The sequence below is a fragment of the Rhizorhabdus sp. genome, assembly GCF_018006725.1.
GTDB lineage: Bacteria > Pseudomonadota > Alphaproteobacteria > Sphingomonadales > Sphingomonadaceae > Rhizorhabdus.
Genome location: NZ_JAGMXV010000135.1, coordinates 1 through 13,368 on the forward strand (window position 1 = coordinate 1; position 13,368 = coordinate 13,368).

At 63.1% G+C, this 13,368-nt stretch carries 23 protein-coding genes and 2 pseudogenes; 24 read left to right on the forward strand and 1 reads right to left on the reverse strand.

Going from position 1 to position 13,368, the window contains the following annotated elements:
* The 24 genes and pseudogenes from KAY22_RS17165 to gdhA all read left to right on the forward strand — a co-directional run.
* Positions 1 to 357, forward strand: a pseudogene (locus tag KAY22_RS17165) (50S ribosomal protein L3); the annotation flags it as partial.
* A 3-nt stretch (positions 358 to 360) separates the two neighbouring features.
* The gene (rplD, locus tag KAY22_RS17170; RefSeq protein ID WP_296624555.1) at positions 361 to 987 is read left to right on the forward strand and encodes a 50S ribosomal protein L4; all 627 of its coding nucleotides are present in this window, start codon (positions 361 to 363) and stop codon (positions 985 to 987) included.
* Positions 980 to 1,291: a 50S ribosomal protein L23 gene (locus KAY22_RS17175; protein WP_165324461.1), complete on the forward strand. Its 312-nt coding sequence runs from the start codon at positions 980 to 982 to the stop codon at positions 1,289 to 1,291. Before rplD ends, KAY22_RS17175 begins: the two co-directional genes overlap by 8 nt.
* A gap of 4 nt (positions 1,292 to 1,295) precedes the next feature.
* The gene (rplB, locus tag KAY22_RS17180) at positions 1,296 to 2,132 is read left to right on the forward strand and encodes a 50S ribosomal protein L2 (protein WP_296624556.1); all 837 of its coding nucleotides are present in this window, start codon (positions 1,296 to 1,298) and stop codon (positions 2,130 to 2,132) included.
* 3 nt (positions 2,133 to 2,135) lie between these two features.
* Positions 2,136 to 2,408 (forward strand): 30S ribosomal protein S19, encoded by a 273-nt coding sequence (rpsS, locus tag KAY22_RS17185; RefSeq protein WP_165324463.1) that lies wholly within the window; start codon positions 2,136 to 2,138, stop codon positions 2,406 to 2,408.
* Complete coding sequence (rplV, locus tag KAY22_RS17190) at positions 2,408 to 2,791, forward strand: 50S ribosomal protein L22 (protein WP_165324464.1); 384 nt, start codon at positions 2,408 to 2,410, stop codon at positions 2,789 to 2,791. Before rpsS ends, rplV begins: the two co-directional genes overlap by 1 nt.
* A 1-nt stretch (position 2,792) precedes the next feature.
* On the forward strand, positions 2,793 to 3,488 hold the full coding sequence (rpsC, locus tag KAY22_RS17195) for a 30S ribosomal protein S3 (protein ID WP_165324465.1): 696 nt from the start codon (positions 2,793 to 2,795) through the stop codon (positions 3,486 to 3,488).
* A gap of 63 nt (positions 3,489 to 3,551) precedes the next feature.
* Positions 3,552 to 3,983 carry a 50S ribosomal protein L16 gene (gene rplP, locus KAY22_RS17200; RefSeq protein ID WP_011952189.1) on the forward strand — a complete coding sequence of 144 codons (432 nt, stop codon included), beginning with the start codon at positions 3,552 to 3,554 and terminating at the stop codon, positions 3,981 to 3,983.
* A gap of 1 nt (position 3,984) precedes the next feature.
* Complete coding sequence (rpmC, locus tag KAY22_RS17205; RefSeq protein ID WP_296624557.1) at positions 3,985 to 4,188, forward strand: 50S ribosomal protein L29; 204 nt, start codon at positions 3,985 to 3,987, stop codon at positions 4,186 to 4,188.
* 13 nt (positions 4,189 to 4,201) lie between these two features.
* The gene (rpsQ, locus tag KAY22_RS17210; protein ID WP_047166114.1) at positions 4,202 to 4,462 is read left to right on the forward strand and encodes a 30S ribosomal protein S17; all 261 of its coding nucleotides are present in this window, start codon (positions 4,202 to 4,204) and stop codon (positions 4,460 to 4,462) included.
* 20 nt (positions 4,463 to 4,482) lie between these two features.
* The gene (gene rplN / locus KAY22_RS17215) at positions 4,483 to 4,854 is read left to right on the forward strand and encodes a 50S ribosomal protein L14 (protein ID WP_011952186.1); all 372 of its coding nucleotides are present in this window, start codon (positions 4,483 to 4,485) and stop codon (positions 4,852 to 4,854) included.
* Positions 4,854 to 5,171 carry a 50S ribosomal protein L24 gene (rplX, locus tag KAY22_RS17220; protein WP_296624558.1) on the forward strand — a complete coding sequence of 106 codons (318 nt, stop codon included), beginning with the start codon at positions 4,854 to 4,856 and terminating at the stop codon, positions 5,169 to 5,171. The genes rplN and rplX overlap by 1 nt, the downstream gene beginning before the upstream one ends.
* The gene (gene rplE / locus KAY22_RS17225) at positions 5,164 to 5,745 is read left to right on the forward strand and encodes a 50S ribosomal protein L5 (protein ID WP_296624559.1); all 582 of its coding nucleotides are present in this window, start codon (positions 5,164 to 5,166) and stop codon (positions 5,743 to 5,745) included. Before rplX ends, rplE begins: the two co-directional genes overlap by 8 nt.
* Positions 5,746 to 5,776: 31 nt before the next feature.
* Positions 5,777 to 6,082 carry a 30S ribosomal protein S14 gene (gene rpsN, locus KAY22_RS17230; protein ID WP_165324469.1) on the forward strand — a complete coding sequence of 102 codons (306 nt, stop codon included), beginning with the start codon at positions 5,777 to 5,779 and terminating at the stop codon, positions 6,080 to 6,082.
* A gap of 12 nt (positions 6,083 to 6,094) precedes the next feature.
* Positions 6,095 to 6,490, forward strand: a complete 396-nt coding sequence (gene rpsH, locus KAY22_RS17235; RefSeq protein ID WP_165324470.1) for a 30S ribosomal protein S8 — start codon at positions 6,095 to 6,097, stop codon at positions 6,488 to 6,490.
* Complete coding sequence (gene rplF / locus KAY22_RS17240) at positions 6,490 to 7,023, forward strand: 50S ribosomal protein L6 (protein ID WP_296624560.1); 534 nt, start codon at positions 6,490 to 6,492, stop codon at positions 7,021 to 7,023. Before rpsH ends, rplF begins: the two co-directional genes overlap by 1 nt.
* Positions 7,023 to 7,379 carry a 50S ribosomal protein L18 gene (gene rplR, locus KAY22_RS17245; protein ID WP_296624561.1) on the forward strand — a complete coding sequence of 119 codons (357 nt, stop codon included), beginning with the start codon at positions 7,023 to 7,025 and terminating at the stop codon, positions 7,377 to 7,379. The genes rplF and rplR overlap by 1 nt, the downstream gene beginning before the upstream one ends.
* Positions 7,380 to 8,081: a 30S ribosomal protein S5 gene (gene rpsE, locus KAY22_RS17250; protein ID WP_296624562.1), complete on the forward strand. Its 702-nt coding sequence runs from the start codon at positions 7,380 to 7,382 to the stop codon at positions 8,079 to 8,081.
* A 6-nt stretch (positions 8,082 to 8,087) separates the two neighbouring features.
* Positions 8,088 to 8,270 carry a 50S ribosomal protein L30 gene (rpmD, locus tag KAY22_RS17255; RefSeq protein ID WP_047166122.1) on the forward strand — a complete coding sequence of 61 codons (183 nt, stop codon included), beginning with the start codon at positions 8,088 to 8,090 and terminating at the stop codon, positions 8,268 to 8,270.
* Positions 8,271 to 8,378: 108 nt separating this feature from the next.
* Positions 8,379 to 8,903 carry a 50S ribosomal protein L15 gene (gene rplO, locus KAY22_RS17260; protein ID WP_296624563.1) on the forward strand — a complete coding sequence of 175 codons (525 nt, stop codon included), beginning with the start codon at positions 8,379 to 8,381 and terminating at the stop codon, positions 8,901 to 8,903.
* Between the two features lie 122 nt (positions 8,904 to 9,025).
* A complete protein-coding gene (gene secY, locus KAY22_RS17265) occupies positions 9,026 to 10,393 on the forward strand; it encodes a preprotein translocase subunit SecY (RefSeq protein WP_296624564.1) in 1,368 nt (455 codons plus the stop codon).
* On the forward strand, positions 10,390 to 11,037 hold the full coding sequence (locus tag KAY22_RS17270) for an adenylate kinase (RefSeq protein ID WP_296624565.1): 648 nt from the start codon (positions 10,390 to 10,392) through the stop codon (positions 11,035 to 11,037). The genes secY and KAY22_RS17270 overlap by 4 nt, the downstream gene beginning before the upstream one ends.
* A 141-nt stretch (positions 11,038 to 11,178) precedes the next feature.
* Entirely contained in the window at positions 11,179 to 11,406 is a 228-nt protein-coding gene (locus tag KAY22_RS17275; RefSeq protein WP_296624566.1) for a hypothetical protein, read from the forward strand.
* 143 nt (positions 11,407 to 11,549) lie between these two features.
* Positions 11,550 to 12,911, forward strand: a complete 1,362-nt coding sequence (gene gdhA / locus KAY22_RS17280) for an NADP-specific glutamate dehydrogenase (protein WP_296624567.1) — start codon at positions 11,550 to 11,552, stop codon at positions 12,909 to 12,911.
* Here gdhA and KAY22_RS17285 read toward each other — a convergent pair.
* Positions 12,896 to 13,368: pseudogene (locus KAY22_RS17285) on the reverse strand (hypothetical protein); the annotation flags it as partial. The gene gdhA and the pseudogene KAY22_RS17285 overlap by 16 nt on opposite strands.

Genomic DNA, 13,368 nt, shown 5'->3' on the forward strand with positions numbered 1-13,368 from the left:
ACCCACGGCGTGTCCGTCTCGCACCGCTCGCTGGGTTCGACCGGTAACCGTCAGGATCCGGGCCGCGTCTTCAAGAACAAGAAGATGGCCGGTCATATGGGCGACAAGCAGCGCACCCAGCAGAACCTCGAAATCGTGCAGACCGACGCCGAGCGTGGCCTCCTCTTCGTCAAGGGCTCGGTGCCTGGCTCGAAGGGTACGTGGCTCCTCGTCAAGGACGCCGTCAAGGTTCCGGCTCACAAGGACCTGCCTTATCCGGCCGGCCTGAAGTCTGCAGCGAACAGCAACAGCGCGCCTGCCGAGACGCCTGCGGAAGAGACCGCGGCTCCCGAGGCCACCGAAGGCCAGGAGGGCTGATAGATGAAGGTCAAGGTCCAGACCCTCGACGCCACCGCGTCGGGCGACATCGAGCTCAACGACGAGATCTTCGCCGTCGAGCCGCGTGCCGACATCCTGCATCGCGTCGTTACCTGGCAGCTCCACAACCGTCGTGCTCCGGCGCGTGCGGCTCGTGAGCGCAGCGACGTTGCCCGCACCGGCAAGAAGTTCGGTCGCCAGAAGGGTGGCGGTACGGCTCGTCACGGCGATCGCCGCGCTCCGATCTTCATCGGCGGTGGTAAGGCGCATGGTCCGCGCGCTCGCGTGTTCGAAAGCAGCCTCAACAAGAAGGTTCGTGCACTCGGCCTGAAGATGGCGCTGTCGAGCAAGGCCAAGGATGGCAAGCTCCTCGTTCTCGATACGCTCGAGCTCAAGGACGCGAAGACCAAGGCGCTGATCGACAAGATCGGCAAGCTGGGTTTCGGTGCCACCGCGCTGGTGATCGACGGCGACGCTGTCGACAACGGCTTCCAGCTCGCTGCTTCGAACATCCGTTCGGTCAACGTGCTGCCGGCGATCGGCGCGAACGTCTATGACATTCTGAAGCATGAGACGCTGGTGCTGACGCGCGCCGCTGTCGAGAAGCTGGAGGCGCGCTTCAATGGCTAAGAACGACACCGTGGTGGACAACCGCCACTATGACGTGGTGCGTAAGCCCCACATCACCGAAAAGACGACGCTGCTTTCCGAGCACAACGCCGTGGTCTTCCAGGTCGCCAACGACGCGACCAAGCCAGAGATCAAGGCTGCCGTCGAAGCGCTGTTCAACGTCAAGGTCACCGGCGTGAACACGATCGTCGCAAAGGGCAAGACGAAGCGCTGGAAGGGTGCTCCCTACAAGCGCTCCGACGTGAAAAAGGCGATCGTGACGCTGGCCGAAGGCCAGTCCATCGACGTGACGACGGGAATCTGACGCCATGGCGCTGAAGCATTATAACCCGACGAGCCCGGCCCGCCGTGGCCTGATCCTCGTCGACAAGTCGTCGCTGCACAAGGGCAAGCCCGTCAAGGCTCTGACCGAAGGCAAGCGCAAGTCGGGTGGCCGCAACAACATGGGCCATGCGACCGCGCGCGGCATCGCCGGCGGTCACAAGCAGAAGTATCGCATCATCGATTTCAAGCGTCGGAAGTGGGACCAGCCCGCGACCGTCGAGCGCCTGGAATATGATCCGAACCGCTCGGCATTCATCGCTCTCGTCAAGTATGAGGACGGTGAGCTGGCTTACATCCTCGCGCCCCAGCGTCTGGCGGCAGGTGACGTCATCGTCGCAGCCAAGAAGACCGACACCAAGCCGGGCAATGCGATGGAAATCGGCCAGGCTCCGGTCGGCACCATCGTCCACAATGTGGAGATGAAGCCGGGCAAGGGCGGCCAGATCGCTCGCGCTGCCGGCACCTATGTGCAGATCGTCGGTCGCGACAAGGGCATGGTGATGGTTCGCCTCAACTCGGGCGAGCAGCGCTACATCCGGTCGGATTGCATGTGCACTGTCGGCGCCGTGTCCAACCCGGACAACGCCAACCAGAACCTGGCGAAGGCCGGCCGCAACCGCTGGCTGGGCAAGCGCCCCCTGACCCGCGGTGTCGCGAAGAACCCGGTCGACCACCCGCACGGTGGTGGTGAAGGCCGCACTTCGGGTGGTCGTCACCCGGTCACCCCGTGGGGCAAGCCCACCAAGGGTGCGCGGACCCGCCACAACAAGGCGACCGACAAGTTCATCATCCGTTCGCGCCACGCGAAGAAGAAGAGGTAATCCATGGCCCGTTCCGTCTGGAAAGGTCCGTTCGTCGATCTCCACCTTCTCCGGAAGGCGGAGGCCGCTCAGGACGGTGGCGCGCGCGCTCCGATCAAGACCTGGTCGCGTCGTTCGACCATCTTGCCGCAGTTCGTTGGTCTGACGTTCAGCGTCTACAACGGCCGCAAGTTCGTGCCGGTCTCGGTCTCCGAGGAAATGGTTGGTCACAAGCTGGGTGAATTCGCGCCGACGCGCTACTTCCCCGGCCACGCTGACAAGAAGGGTAAGCGCTGATGTCGAAGCCCGCAGCTCCGCGTCGCGTCGGTGAGAAGGAGGCCCTTGCGGTCGCCACCACCGTTCGCGGCAGCCCGTACAAGCTGAACCTCGTCGCCGGTCTGATCCGCGGCAAGTCGGCTGGTGACGCGCTCAACATCCTGGCCTTCTCGAAGAAGGCCATGGCGGTCGACGTCCGCAAGGTGCTGCAGAGCGCCATTGCGAACGCCGAGAACAACCACAACCTCGACGTCGACGCGCTCGTCGTGAAGGAAGCCTCGGTCGGCAAGTCGATCGTGATGAAGCGCTTCGCCACGCGTGGTCGCGGCAAGTCGACCCGCATCATCAAGCCGTTCGCGCGCCTCCGGGTCGTCGTGCGCGAGCAGCAGGAAGAGGCTGAATAATATGGGTCAGAAGTCGAACCCGATCGGCATGCGGTTGCAGATCAACCGCACCTGGGACAGCCGTTGGTATGCCGACGGCCAGGACTATGGTCGGCTGCTGCTCGAGGATCTCAAGATCCGGAAGTACATCCTGAAGACCATTCCGCAGGCGGCGATCTCCAAGGTCGTCATCGAGCGTCCCGCCAAGCTGTGCCGTATTTCCGTTTATGCCGCCCGTCCGGGCGTCATCATCGGCAAGAAGGGCGCGGACATCGAGAAGCTGCGCCGTGCGCTCGGCAAGATGACCTCTTCGGACGTCTCGCTGAACATCGTCGAGATCCGTAAGCCGGAAATCGACTCCAAGCTCGTCGCGCAGGGTGTTGCCGACCAGCTCGAGCGCCGCATCGCCTTCCGTCGCGCGATGAAGCGTGCGGTCCAGTCCGCTCTGCGTCTCGGCGCAGAGGGCATCCGCATCACCTGCGCCGGCCGTCTGGGCGGCGCGGAAATCGCGCGCACCGAATGGTATCGTGAGGGCCGGGTGCCGCTGCACACGCTCCGCGCGAATGTCGACTATGCCGAAGCCGAAGCTCACACCGCCTATGGCGTGTGCGGGATCAAGGTCTGGATCTTCAAGGGCGAGATTCTCGGCCATGATCCGATGGCCCAGGACCGGCTCATGATGGAAGCTCAGACGTCGGGGGTCCGGCCGGCGCGATAAGGGATTTTCCCTTATCAGCGTCGCCTGATCGACCGGACAATCGGTGTCAGAAGGCGATAGATTATGCTGCAACCAAAGCGCACCAAATTCCGCAAGGCCCACAAGGGCCGCATCCATGGCAACGCGCCGGGCGGCGCGTCGCTGAACTTCGGCGCGTTCGGCCTCAAGGCTCTCGAGCCGGACCGGATCACCGCTCGCCAGATCGAGGCGGCCCGCCGCGCGATCACGCGTCACATCAAGCGTCAGGGACGTTTGTGGATCCGCATCTTCCCGGACGTTCCGGTCTCGTCGAAGCCGGCCGAAGTCCGCATGGGCTCCGGTAAGGGGTCGCCCGAATTCTGGGCAGCCCGCGTCAAGCCCGGCCGCATCCTGTTCGAGCTCGACGGCGTTCCCGGCCCGCTCGCCCGTGTCGCTTTCGAGCGTGCGATGGAAAAGCTGCCGATCAAGACCAAGGTTGTCGCTCGCTTCGGCGAGTCGATCTACGAGGACAAGTAAGATGGCGAAGATTGCCGATCTCACTGCCAAGACCGACGATCAGCTGGCGCAGCAGCTGACCGAGCTGAAGCGCGAGCAGTTCAACCTGCGCTTCCAGGCGGCCACCAACCAGCTCGAAAAGCCGAGCCGGGTGCGTGAAGTCCGTCGGTCGATTGCGCAGATCAAGACCCTTCAGACGCAGCGTGCCGCTGCGGCTGCCAAGTAAGGAGCGACCAGCCATGCCGAAGCGCGTGCTGACCGGAACGGTGGTCTCCGACAAGACCGACAAGACCGTGGTTGTGAAAGTCGAACGTCGCGTGAAGCACGCGCTGTACGGCAAGATCATCAAGCGGTCGAAGAAGTATCACGCCCACGACGAGACGAACGAGTATCGCGAGGGTGAGACGGTGCGCATCGAAGAGACCGCGCCGATTTCGAAGCTCAAGACGTGGAAGGTGATCGAGCGGGTTGATACCCACGCGACGCCGAACCACGCCTGATTATTGGAAGGGTCTGAACAATGATCCAGATGCAGACGAACCTCGACGTCGCTGACAACAGCGGTGCCAAGAGGGTGCAGTGCATCAAGGTGCTGGGCGGTTCCAAGCGCCGTTTCGCGACCGTTGGCGACGTGATCGTCGTCTCGATCAAGGAAGCGGCTCCGCGCGGCAAGGTGAAGAAGGGTGACGTGCATCGTGCGGTCATCGTGCGTACCGCCAAGGACATTCATCGTCCCGACGGTTCGACGATCCGTTTCGATGGCAACGCCGCCGTTCTGATCAACAAGAACAGCGGTGAGCCGATCGGCACCCGTATCTTCGGCCCGGTTGTCCGCGAGCTCCGTGCCAAGAACCACATGAAGATCATCTCGCTCGCGCCTGAGGTGCTGTGATGTCCGCGCTGAAGATCAAGAAGGGTGACCGCGTCGTCGTCCTGTCCGGCAAGGACAAGGGCAAGACGGGTGAAGTCACCAAGGCCTTCCCGAAGGACGGCAAGGTCATCGTGTCGGGCGTCAACGTCTCGACCCGCCATCGCAAGCCGAGCCAGGTCAACCCGCAGGGTGGCCTGGAGCGCGTCGAGGCTCCGCTGCACGTGTCGAAGGTCGCGATCGCGACCGCCGACGGCAAGCCGACCCGCGTCCGCTTCGAGGTGAAGGACGGCAAGAAGGTCCGCGTGGCCGTCAAGACCGGGGAGACGATCAATGGCTGATGCCTATGTTCCGCGCTTTCGGAAGCTGTATGACGAGAAGATCGTCAAGGCGATGACCGAGAAGTTCGGTTATACCAATGCGATGCAGGTCCCGAAGATCACCAAGATCGTCCTGAACATGGGCGTCGGTGAAGCGACCCAGGACAAGAAGAAGGTCGAGCAGGCTGCGGCCGAAATGACCCTGATCGCCGGCCAGAAGGCTGTGATCACCCGGGCCAAGAAGTCGATCGCCCAGTTCAAGCTGCGCGAAGGCATGCCGATCGGTGCGAAGGTCACTCTCCGCCGTGAGCGCATGTACGAGTTCCTCGATCGCTTCGTCACCGTCGCGCTGCCGCGCGTCCGCGACTTCCGCGGTCTGAACCCGAAGTCGTTCGACGGCCGTGGCAACTATGCCACCGGCATCAAGGAGCAGCTGATCTTCCCGGAGATCAGCTACGACAAGGTCGACAAGATCCGCGGCATGGACGTGATCGTCGCCACGACGGCGAAGACCGATGAGGAAGCGCGCGAATTGCTGCGTCTCTTCGGCTTCCCCTTCCCGGCGGAAAATCAGGATCAGAAGCAGGCCGCTTGAGCGGCCTGCTGGATAAGGAAGAACTTAAGTCATGGCGAAACTGAGTTCGATCAACAAGAACGAGCGTCGCAAGAAGCTGGTGAAGGCTTATGCCGGCAAATATGCGCGTTTGAAGGCGATCGCGAACGATGACAGCAAGGAAGAGACGGAGCGTCTGATCGCGCGTCTGAAGCTTGCCGAGATCCCGCGCAACGCGAACCCCACCCGCGTGCGCAACCGCTGCGAAGTGACGGGTCGTCCCCGCGCTTATTATCGCAAGTTCCGGCTTTGCCGCGTGCAGCTCCGGGAGCTGGCCAACAAGGGCCTGATCCCCGGCGTCACCAAGTCGAGCTGGTAAGGAACCGACAAGATGGCTCTGACCGATCCCCTGGGTGATTTGCTCACCCGCATCCGCAACGGGCAGCGCGCCCGCAAGGACAGCGTGGTTTCCCCCGCTTCCAAGCTGCGCGCCCGCGTTCTCGACGTTCTTCAGCGCGAAGGCTACATCCGTGGCTACAGCGAAGAGGAAGTCGCCGGCCACAACGGCCTGCGCATCGAGCTGAAATATTTCGAAGGACAGCCGGCGATCCAGCACGTCGCCCGCGTCTCCAAGCCTGGCCGCCGCGTCTATTCCGGTTCCAAGGAACTGCCGCGCGTCCGCAATGGTCTGGGCATCACCATCGTCTCGACGCCAAAGGGCGTTCTGTCCGACGCGGAAGCGCGCGAACAGAATGTCGGCGGCGAGGTTCTTGCGGAGGTCTTCTGATGAGCCGCATCGGTAAGAAGCCGGTTGCCGTGCCGGCAGGCGTGACGGCCTCGCTCGAGGGCAAGACGCTCTCGGTCAAGGGCCCGAAGGGCACGCTGTCCATGTCGCTCGCCGACGAAGTCAGCTATGCAGTCGAAGATGGCCAGATTTCGGTCCAGCCGGTCAACGACTCCAAGCGTTCGCGTTCGTTCTGGGGCATGCAGCGCACGATGGTTCAGAACCTGATCGTCGGTGTGACCGAAGGCTACACCAAGACGCTGCAGATCACCGGCGTGGGTTATCGCGCCAATGTCCAGGGCAAGAATCTGAAGCTGCAACTCGGCTACAGCCACGACGTCGACTTCGCGATCCCGGAAGGGATCACGATTGCGACGCCGGATCAGACGACTGTCCACATCTCGGGCATCGACAAGCAGCAGGTCGGCCAGGTCGCCGCTGAAATCCGCCGTTGGCGCAAGCCGGAGCCCTATAAGGGCAAGGGCATCAAGTACGCCGGCGAGTATATCTTCCGCAAGGAAGGGAAGAAGAAGTAATGAGCAAGGGTCTCTCTCTCTTCGAGCGCCGCCGTCGGCGCGTCCGTACCGCGCTGCGTGCACGTGGCGGCATGCGTCCGCGCCTGTCGGTGCACCGTTCGGGCCGGCATATCTACGCCCAGATCATCGACGACGAGGCGGGCCGTACGCTGGCCGCTGCTTCGACCCTCGACAAGGATCTGAAGGACAAGACCGGCGCGACCGCCGACGCTGCGGCGTCGGTCGGCAAGGCGGTTGCCGAGCGTGCCAAGGCGGCGGGCGTCACCAAGGTGGTGTTCGATCGCGGAGGCTTCATCTTCCATGGTCGCGTCAAGGCGCTGGCCGATGCGGCCCGCGAAGGCGGATTGGAGTTCTAAATGGCTGACGAAACCGAAATCCAGGCTGTCGCCCCCGAGGCGGAAGCAGCCCAGGGCGAGCGTCGCGGCCGTGGTGGCCGTGGCCGTGGCGGAAATGACCGTGGTGGCGGCCGTGGCCGTGACGGTCGCGGTCGTCGCGACGACCGTAAGGGCGCCGAGGAGCAGGGCGAGGAGCTGATCGAGAAGCTCGTCCACATCAACCGCGTCTCGAAGACCGTGAAGGGTGGTAAGCGCTTCGGCTTTGCCGCGCTCGTCGTGGTCGGTGACGGCAAGGGTCGTGCGGGCTTCGGCCACGGCAAGGCTCGCGAAGTGCCGGAAGCCATCTCGAAGGCGACTGCTGCCGCCAAGAAGGCGATGGTTCGCGTTCCGCTGCGTGAGGGTCGTACGCTCCATCATGACGGCAAGGGCCATTTCGGCGCCGGTCGCGTGACGGTTCGTACCGCGCCTCCGGGCACCGGCATCATCGCCGGCGGTCCGATGCGCGCGATCTTCGAGAGCCTCGGCGTTGCCGACGTGGTGACCAAGTCGGTCGGCACCTCGAACCCCTACAACATGATCCGGGCGACCTTCGAAGCGCTCAAGGATCAGACGTCGCCGAAGTCGGTTTCCCAGCGTCGTGGCAAGAAGATCGCCGACCTGCTTGGTCGCAGCGGTGTTTCGGCTCCGGTCGCAGAGGCCGAAGCGGCTGCGATTACGGAGTAATCGATCATGGCTGGCAAGACCCTCAAGGTTACGCAGATCGGTTCGCCGATCCGCCGTACGGCCGACCAGCGTGCCACGCTGATCGGTCTGGGCCTCAACAAGATGCATCGGACCCGCGAACTCCAGGATACCCCTGAAGTCCGTGGCATGATCCGCAAGGTGCAGCACATGGTGAAGGTCGAGGACTAAGTCCTCGATCGATCCTGACCGGCTTTCGGGCTGGTCAAAGGGTTTGAAGGGGGCTAAGGCCCCCTTCCTCTATTTTCAGCGCGAACATAGCGAAAGCGAGTGCATATCATGAAGCTCAACGAACTCCGCGACAACCAGGGTGCCCGCAAGGGCCGCGTCCGTGTCGGACGTGGTATCGGTTCGGGCGTCGGCAAGACCGGCGGCCGCGGCCAGAAGGGGCAGAAGAGCCGCTCGGGCGTCTCGATCCATGGTTTCGAGGGCGGCCAGATGCCGCTCCACATGCGTCTGCCGAAGCGCGGCTTCAACAACATCTTCGCCAAGGATTATGCCGAGGTGAACATCGGGGCGATCCAGAAGCTGGTCGATTCCAAGGTGCTCGACGCGGGCAGCCTGATCGATCATGCCGCACTGAAGGCCGCTGGCGTCGCTCGTGGCGGCAAGGACGGCGTTCGCATCCTGGGCAAGGGCGAGCTGTCGGCCAAGCTGTCGCTCAAGGTCGCCGGCGTGTCGGCGGGAGCCAAGGCTGCGATCGAGAAGGCCGGCGGTTCGGTCGAAGTGATCGAGGTCGTCCCGGCTGCCGAGAAGGCCGCTGCCAAGAAGGGCACCGCGCGGGCCGCCAAGAAGAAGGCCTGATCGCGGCTCAGCCCGTCGTCCTGACGCTTTCGGGCTGACAAGTCCGAGGCACACATTATATGAGACGGCGGCGGGACCAATTCGGTCTGCCGCCGTTTCCATTTCCGGGGTCCGTAAAACACATGGCATCCGCAGCCGAACAGATGGCCGCCAACATCAATCTTGGCCAGTTCGCCAAAGCCACCGAGCTGAAGAAGCGCCTGTGGTTCACCCTCGGCGCATTGATCGTTTTCCGGCTGCTCAGCCATGTTCCGCTGCCGGGTCTCGACCCGCGTGCGCTGCAGACGCTGTTCGATACGACCCGGGGCGGTGTGCTCGATTTCTTCAACGCATTCTCGGGCGGCGCGCTGACGCGCATGTCGCTGATCGCGCTCGGCGTGATGCCCTACATCACCGCCTCGATCGTGGTTCAGCTGGCGACCTCGCTGTCGCCGTCGCTCGGTGCGCTGAAGAAGGAAGGGGAGAGCGGCCGCAAGAAGCTCAACCAGTACACCCGGTACGGGACCGTCCTGCTGACGGCGATCCAGGGCTATTTCATCGCCGTCGGTCTCGAAAGCTGGGGCGCCAGCGCGGGGACGGAGGCGGTTGTGATCGATCCCTATCTCTTCCGCGCCACCACCGTGATCTCGCTGATGGGCGGTACCATGTTCCTGATGTGGCTTGGTGAGCAGATCACCAGCCGCGGCATCGGCAACGGCATCTCGCTGATCATCATGGCCGGTATCGTGTCGCAGTTGCCGACCGCTCTCGCGAATCTGTTCGAAGGCGGCCGGACGGGCTCGCTGTCGCCGATCTTCATCCTGACGGCGGTTGCGGGTGTGATCCTGCTGGTCGCCGTCATCGTCTTCATGGAGCGCGCGCAACGCCGCGTGCTGATCCAATATCCGAAGCGCCAGACCCAGCGGGGCGTGATGCAGGCGGACAAGAGCCACCTGCCGCTCAAGATCAACACCGCAAATGTGATCCCGCCGATCTTCGCTTCGTCGCTGCTGCTGATGCCGCTGACGATCAGTCAGTTCGCAGGCCAGAAGACGGCAGGCGAGAGCACCTGGGGCGATTTCGTGATCGCGCTCAACCAGTATCTGCACCATGGCACGCCGCTTTATATGGCGCTCTACGCGCTCGGCATCATCTTCTTCTGTTTCTTCTACACCGCAGTGGTGTTCAATCCGGAAGAGACCGCCGACAATCTGAAGCGCCATGGCGGCTTCATTCCGGGCATTCGTCCCGGCAAGAACACGGCCGACTATCTCGATTATGTGCTCACGCGCATCACCGTGATCGGAGCGGCCTATCTGACCTTCATCTGTGTCGTGCCCGAATATGTGACGGCGCAATATGGTCTTGGCGTCGCACTCGGCGGCACCAGCCTGCTGATCGTCGTCAATGTGACGATCGATACCGTTACGCAGATTCAAAGCCATCTGCTCGCCCATCAATATGGCGATCTGATCAAGAAAGCTAAACTCAAGGGGGGATACCGCCGTTGAACATCATCCTGTTGGGCCCGCCGGGCGCGGGTAAGGGCACCCAGGCGTCCAAGCTCGTTGCCGACCGCGGCATGGTGCAACTCTCCACCGGAGACATGCTTCGCGCGGCCGTGAAGGCGGGAACGCCGATCGGCCTGAAGGCGAAGGCGGTGATGGAAGCCGGCGAGTTGGTCTCCGATGAGATCGTCTCCGGCCTGATCGGCGAGAAGCTGGATTCGATGGGTGCAGACGAAGGCGCCATTTTCGACGGCTATCCGCGCACCGAAGCCCAGGCGCTTTCGCTCGACGAGATCCTGTCCAGCCGGGGCCGGCAACTCGATCGGGTGATCGAGCTCGAGGTCAATGAGGATGCACTGGTCGAGCGCATCACCGGGCGCTTCACCTGCGCGCAATGCGGCGAAGGCTATCATGACGTCTTCAAGCAACCGAAGGCCGAGGGCGTCTGCGACGTCTGCGGCAGCGCCGAGTTCAAGCGCCGTCCCGACGATAATGAAGAGACGGTGCGCACGCGCATGGCCGAATATCGTGCCAAGACTGCTCCGATCCTGCCTCTCTACGAAGCGCGCGGGCTCGTGAAGCGGGTCGACGGCATGGCGGACATGTCGGCCGTTTCGGAGCAGATTGCGTCGATACTTGATAATTGAACCTGGGGGCGGGGGAGGTTTCCCCCGCTCCATCGTGGTTCGCTCAAAGCAGCGTGGCCGATCCGATACACTCGGGTCGGCTTTTTTCGTTACGGGGCAGTACGGGTAATTCGCGACTTTGGCCCGGCTTCGAAATGGTGCATGCTTCACGCGATGGAACAGCAACCGGTCCGGCGCAGACGCAGACGTCGCCGTTCCGCCAAGGCGCGGAACGAGCTCGTCGCATGGCTTACCTATCTCGGCGGCTTGCTCAATCGCGCTTATCATTGGGCGCTCCTCCTGTTCGTCATCTCCGTCATCCTGATCCTGGGGCTGGGGGCGCCCTTCATGCCCTTCGAGAAATTGATGAGCGTTTGGGGCCATTGGTGAGCCCTATGGCGGGATGCTGATCCGCTGCTTGCCTTCCGCAGCGGAAAGTCCTTGCCCGTCGGTTGATTTCGCGGGATGCCTAGCCCCATGGGCGTCGAGTCACGAGGGATGCTGCTCGGGCCCGGGGAGCAGGGGATAATCTTATGGCGGTTTCGGACCATGTCGATCTCTCGACGTTCATCGAGGGGGTGAAGAAGCGCAATCCTGGCCAGCCTGAGTTCGTTCAGGCCGTGACCGAGGTGGCGCAGGACATTTACGATTTCATCGAGGACAAGGAAGAATATCACAAATATCAGATCCTGCGCCGCATCGCAGAGCCGGATCGCGTGATCAGCTTCCGTGTCTGCTGGGAAGACGACAACGGCAACATCCGTGTGCAGCGCGGTTGGCGGGTTCAGAACAACAATTCCATCGGGCCCTACAAGGGCGGCATCCGCTTCCACCCGTCGGTGACCGAAAGCGTGCTGAAGTTCCTCGCCTTCGAGCAGACCTTCAAGAATGCGCTGACCGGCCTGCCGATGGGCGGCGGCAAGGGCGGCGCCAATTTCAACCCGCGCGGGAAGAGCGCCAATGAGGTCATGCGCTTCTGCCAGAGCTTCATGAACGAGCTTTATCGCCACATCGGTGCGGACGTGGACGTGCCCGCCGGCGACATCGGCGTCGGCGCGCGTGAGATCGGCTATATGTTCGGCCAGTATAAGCGGCTGACCAACGAGTTCACCGGCGTGCTGACCGGCAAGGGTCTTGAATATGGCGGCTCGCTGATCCGCACCGAAGCAACCGGCTATGGTGCGGTCTATTTCCTGCACGAAATGCTCAAGACCAAGGGCAAGGACCTGGTCGGCCTCAACGCGGTGATCTCGGGTTCCGGCAATGTCGCGACCCACGCCGCCGAGAAGGTCAACCAGCTGGGCGGCAAGGTGCTGACCCTGTCCGATTCCGAGGGCTATATCTACGATCCCGAGGGCATCACTCAGGACAAGGTCAACTGGATCAAGGACCTCAAGAACAAGCGGCGCGGTCGCATCTCCGAATATGTTAAGGAGTTCAAGGGCGCACAGTTCTTCGGCGATGGCGCGCGGCCCTGGAGCGTTCCCTGCGACGTGGCGATCCCGTGCGCGACGCAGAACGAACTGAATGAGAAGGAAGCCGAGACTCTCGTCCGCAACGGCTGCTTCGCTGTGTCCGAAGGCGCCAATATGCCGACCACGCTGGAAGGGACGCACGTCTTCAAGAAGGCGAAGACGCTGTTCGCGCCCGGCAAGGCGGCCAATGCAGGCGGCGTCGCCGTGTCCGGCCTCGAGATGAGCCAGAACTCGGCGCGCATCTCGTGGAAGGAAGAGGAATTGCAGCGCCTGCTGCTCGACATCATGCAGGGCATCCACTCGCGCTGCGTCGAATATGGCGGCAGCGCCGGCAGCGACCATATCGACTATGTGAAGGGCGCGAACATCGCGGGCTTCAAGAAGGTCGCCGACGCGATGCTCGCCTACGGCGTCGTCTGATCGCGATCGCCTTGGGTTGAAGAGGGCGTCCGTTCCGGAGGGAGCGGGCGCCCTTCTTCTTTGGTGGCTTCGAGGCGCGCCCGACGCCGCTGGCCGAGGCAGGGGCGCTCGACCAGCCACCAACTGGCGACGCCTGCCGCGAGCGACAGCAAGGCCGAGGCGATCACGAAGGTGGGGAAGGGCAGGGCCGTCCGCGCGACCAGCATTTGCTGGATCACGAAGGCGTAGAGATAGACGCCATAGGAGAAGTCGCCGTAGCGCGCCGCGCCGCGCACATCGATACGCGGATGATAGGCCAGCCAGAAGAGGCCATAAGCGAGCGTTGGAGGGCCGAGCAGATGTGCCCCCACGATCCCCCATGTGCCGCGCTCGGCGATATGGAAGACCAGCAGGCAGGCGCCGACCAGGCCGGCCAGCAAGGACGTCGAGCGCGGCAGCCGGTCGCGCCAATGATAGA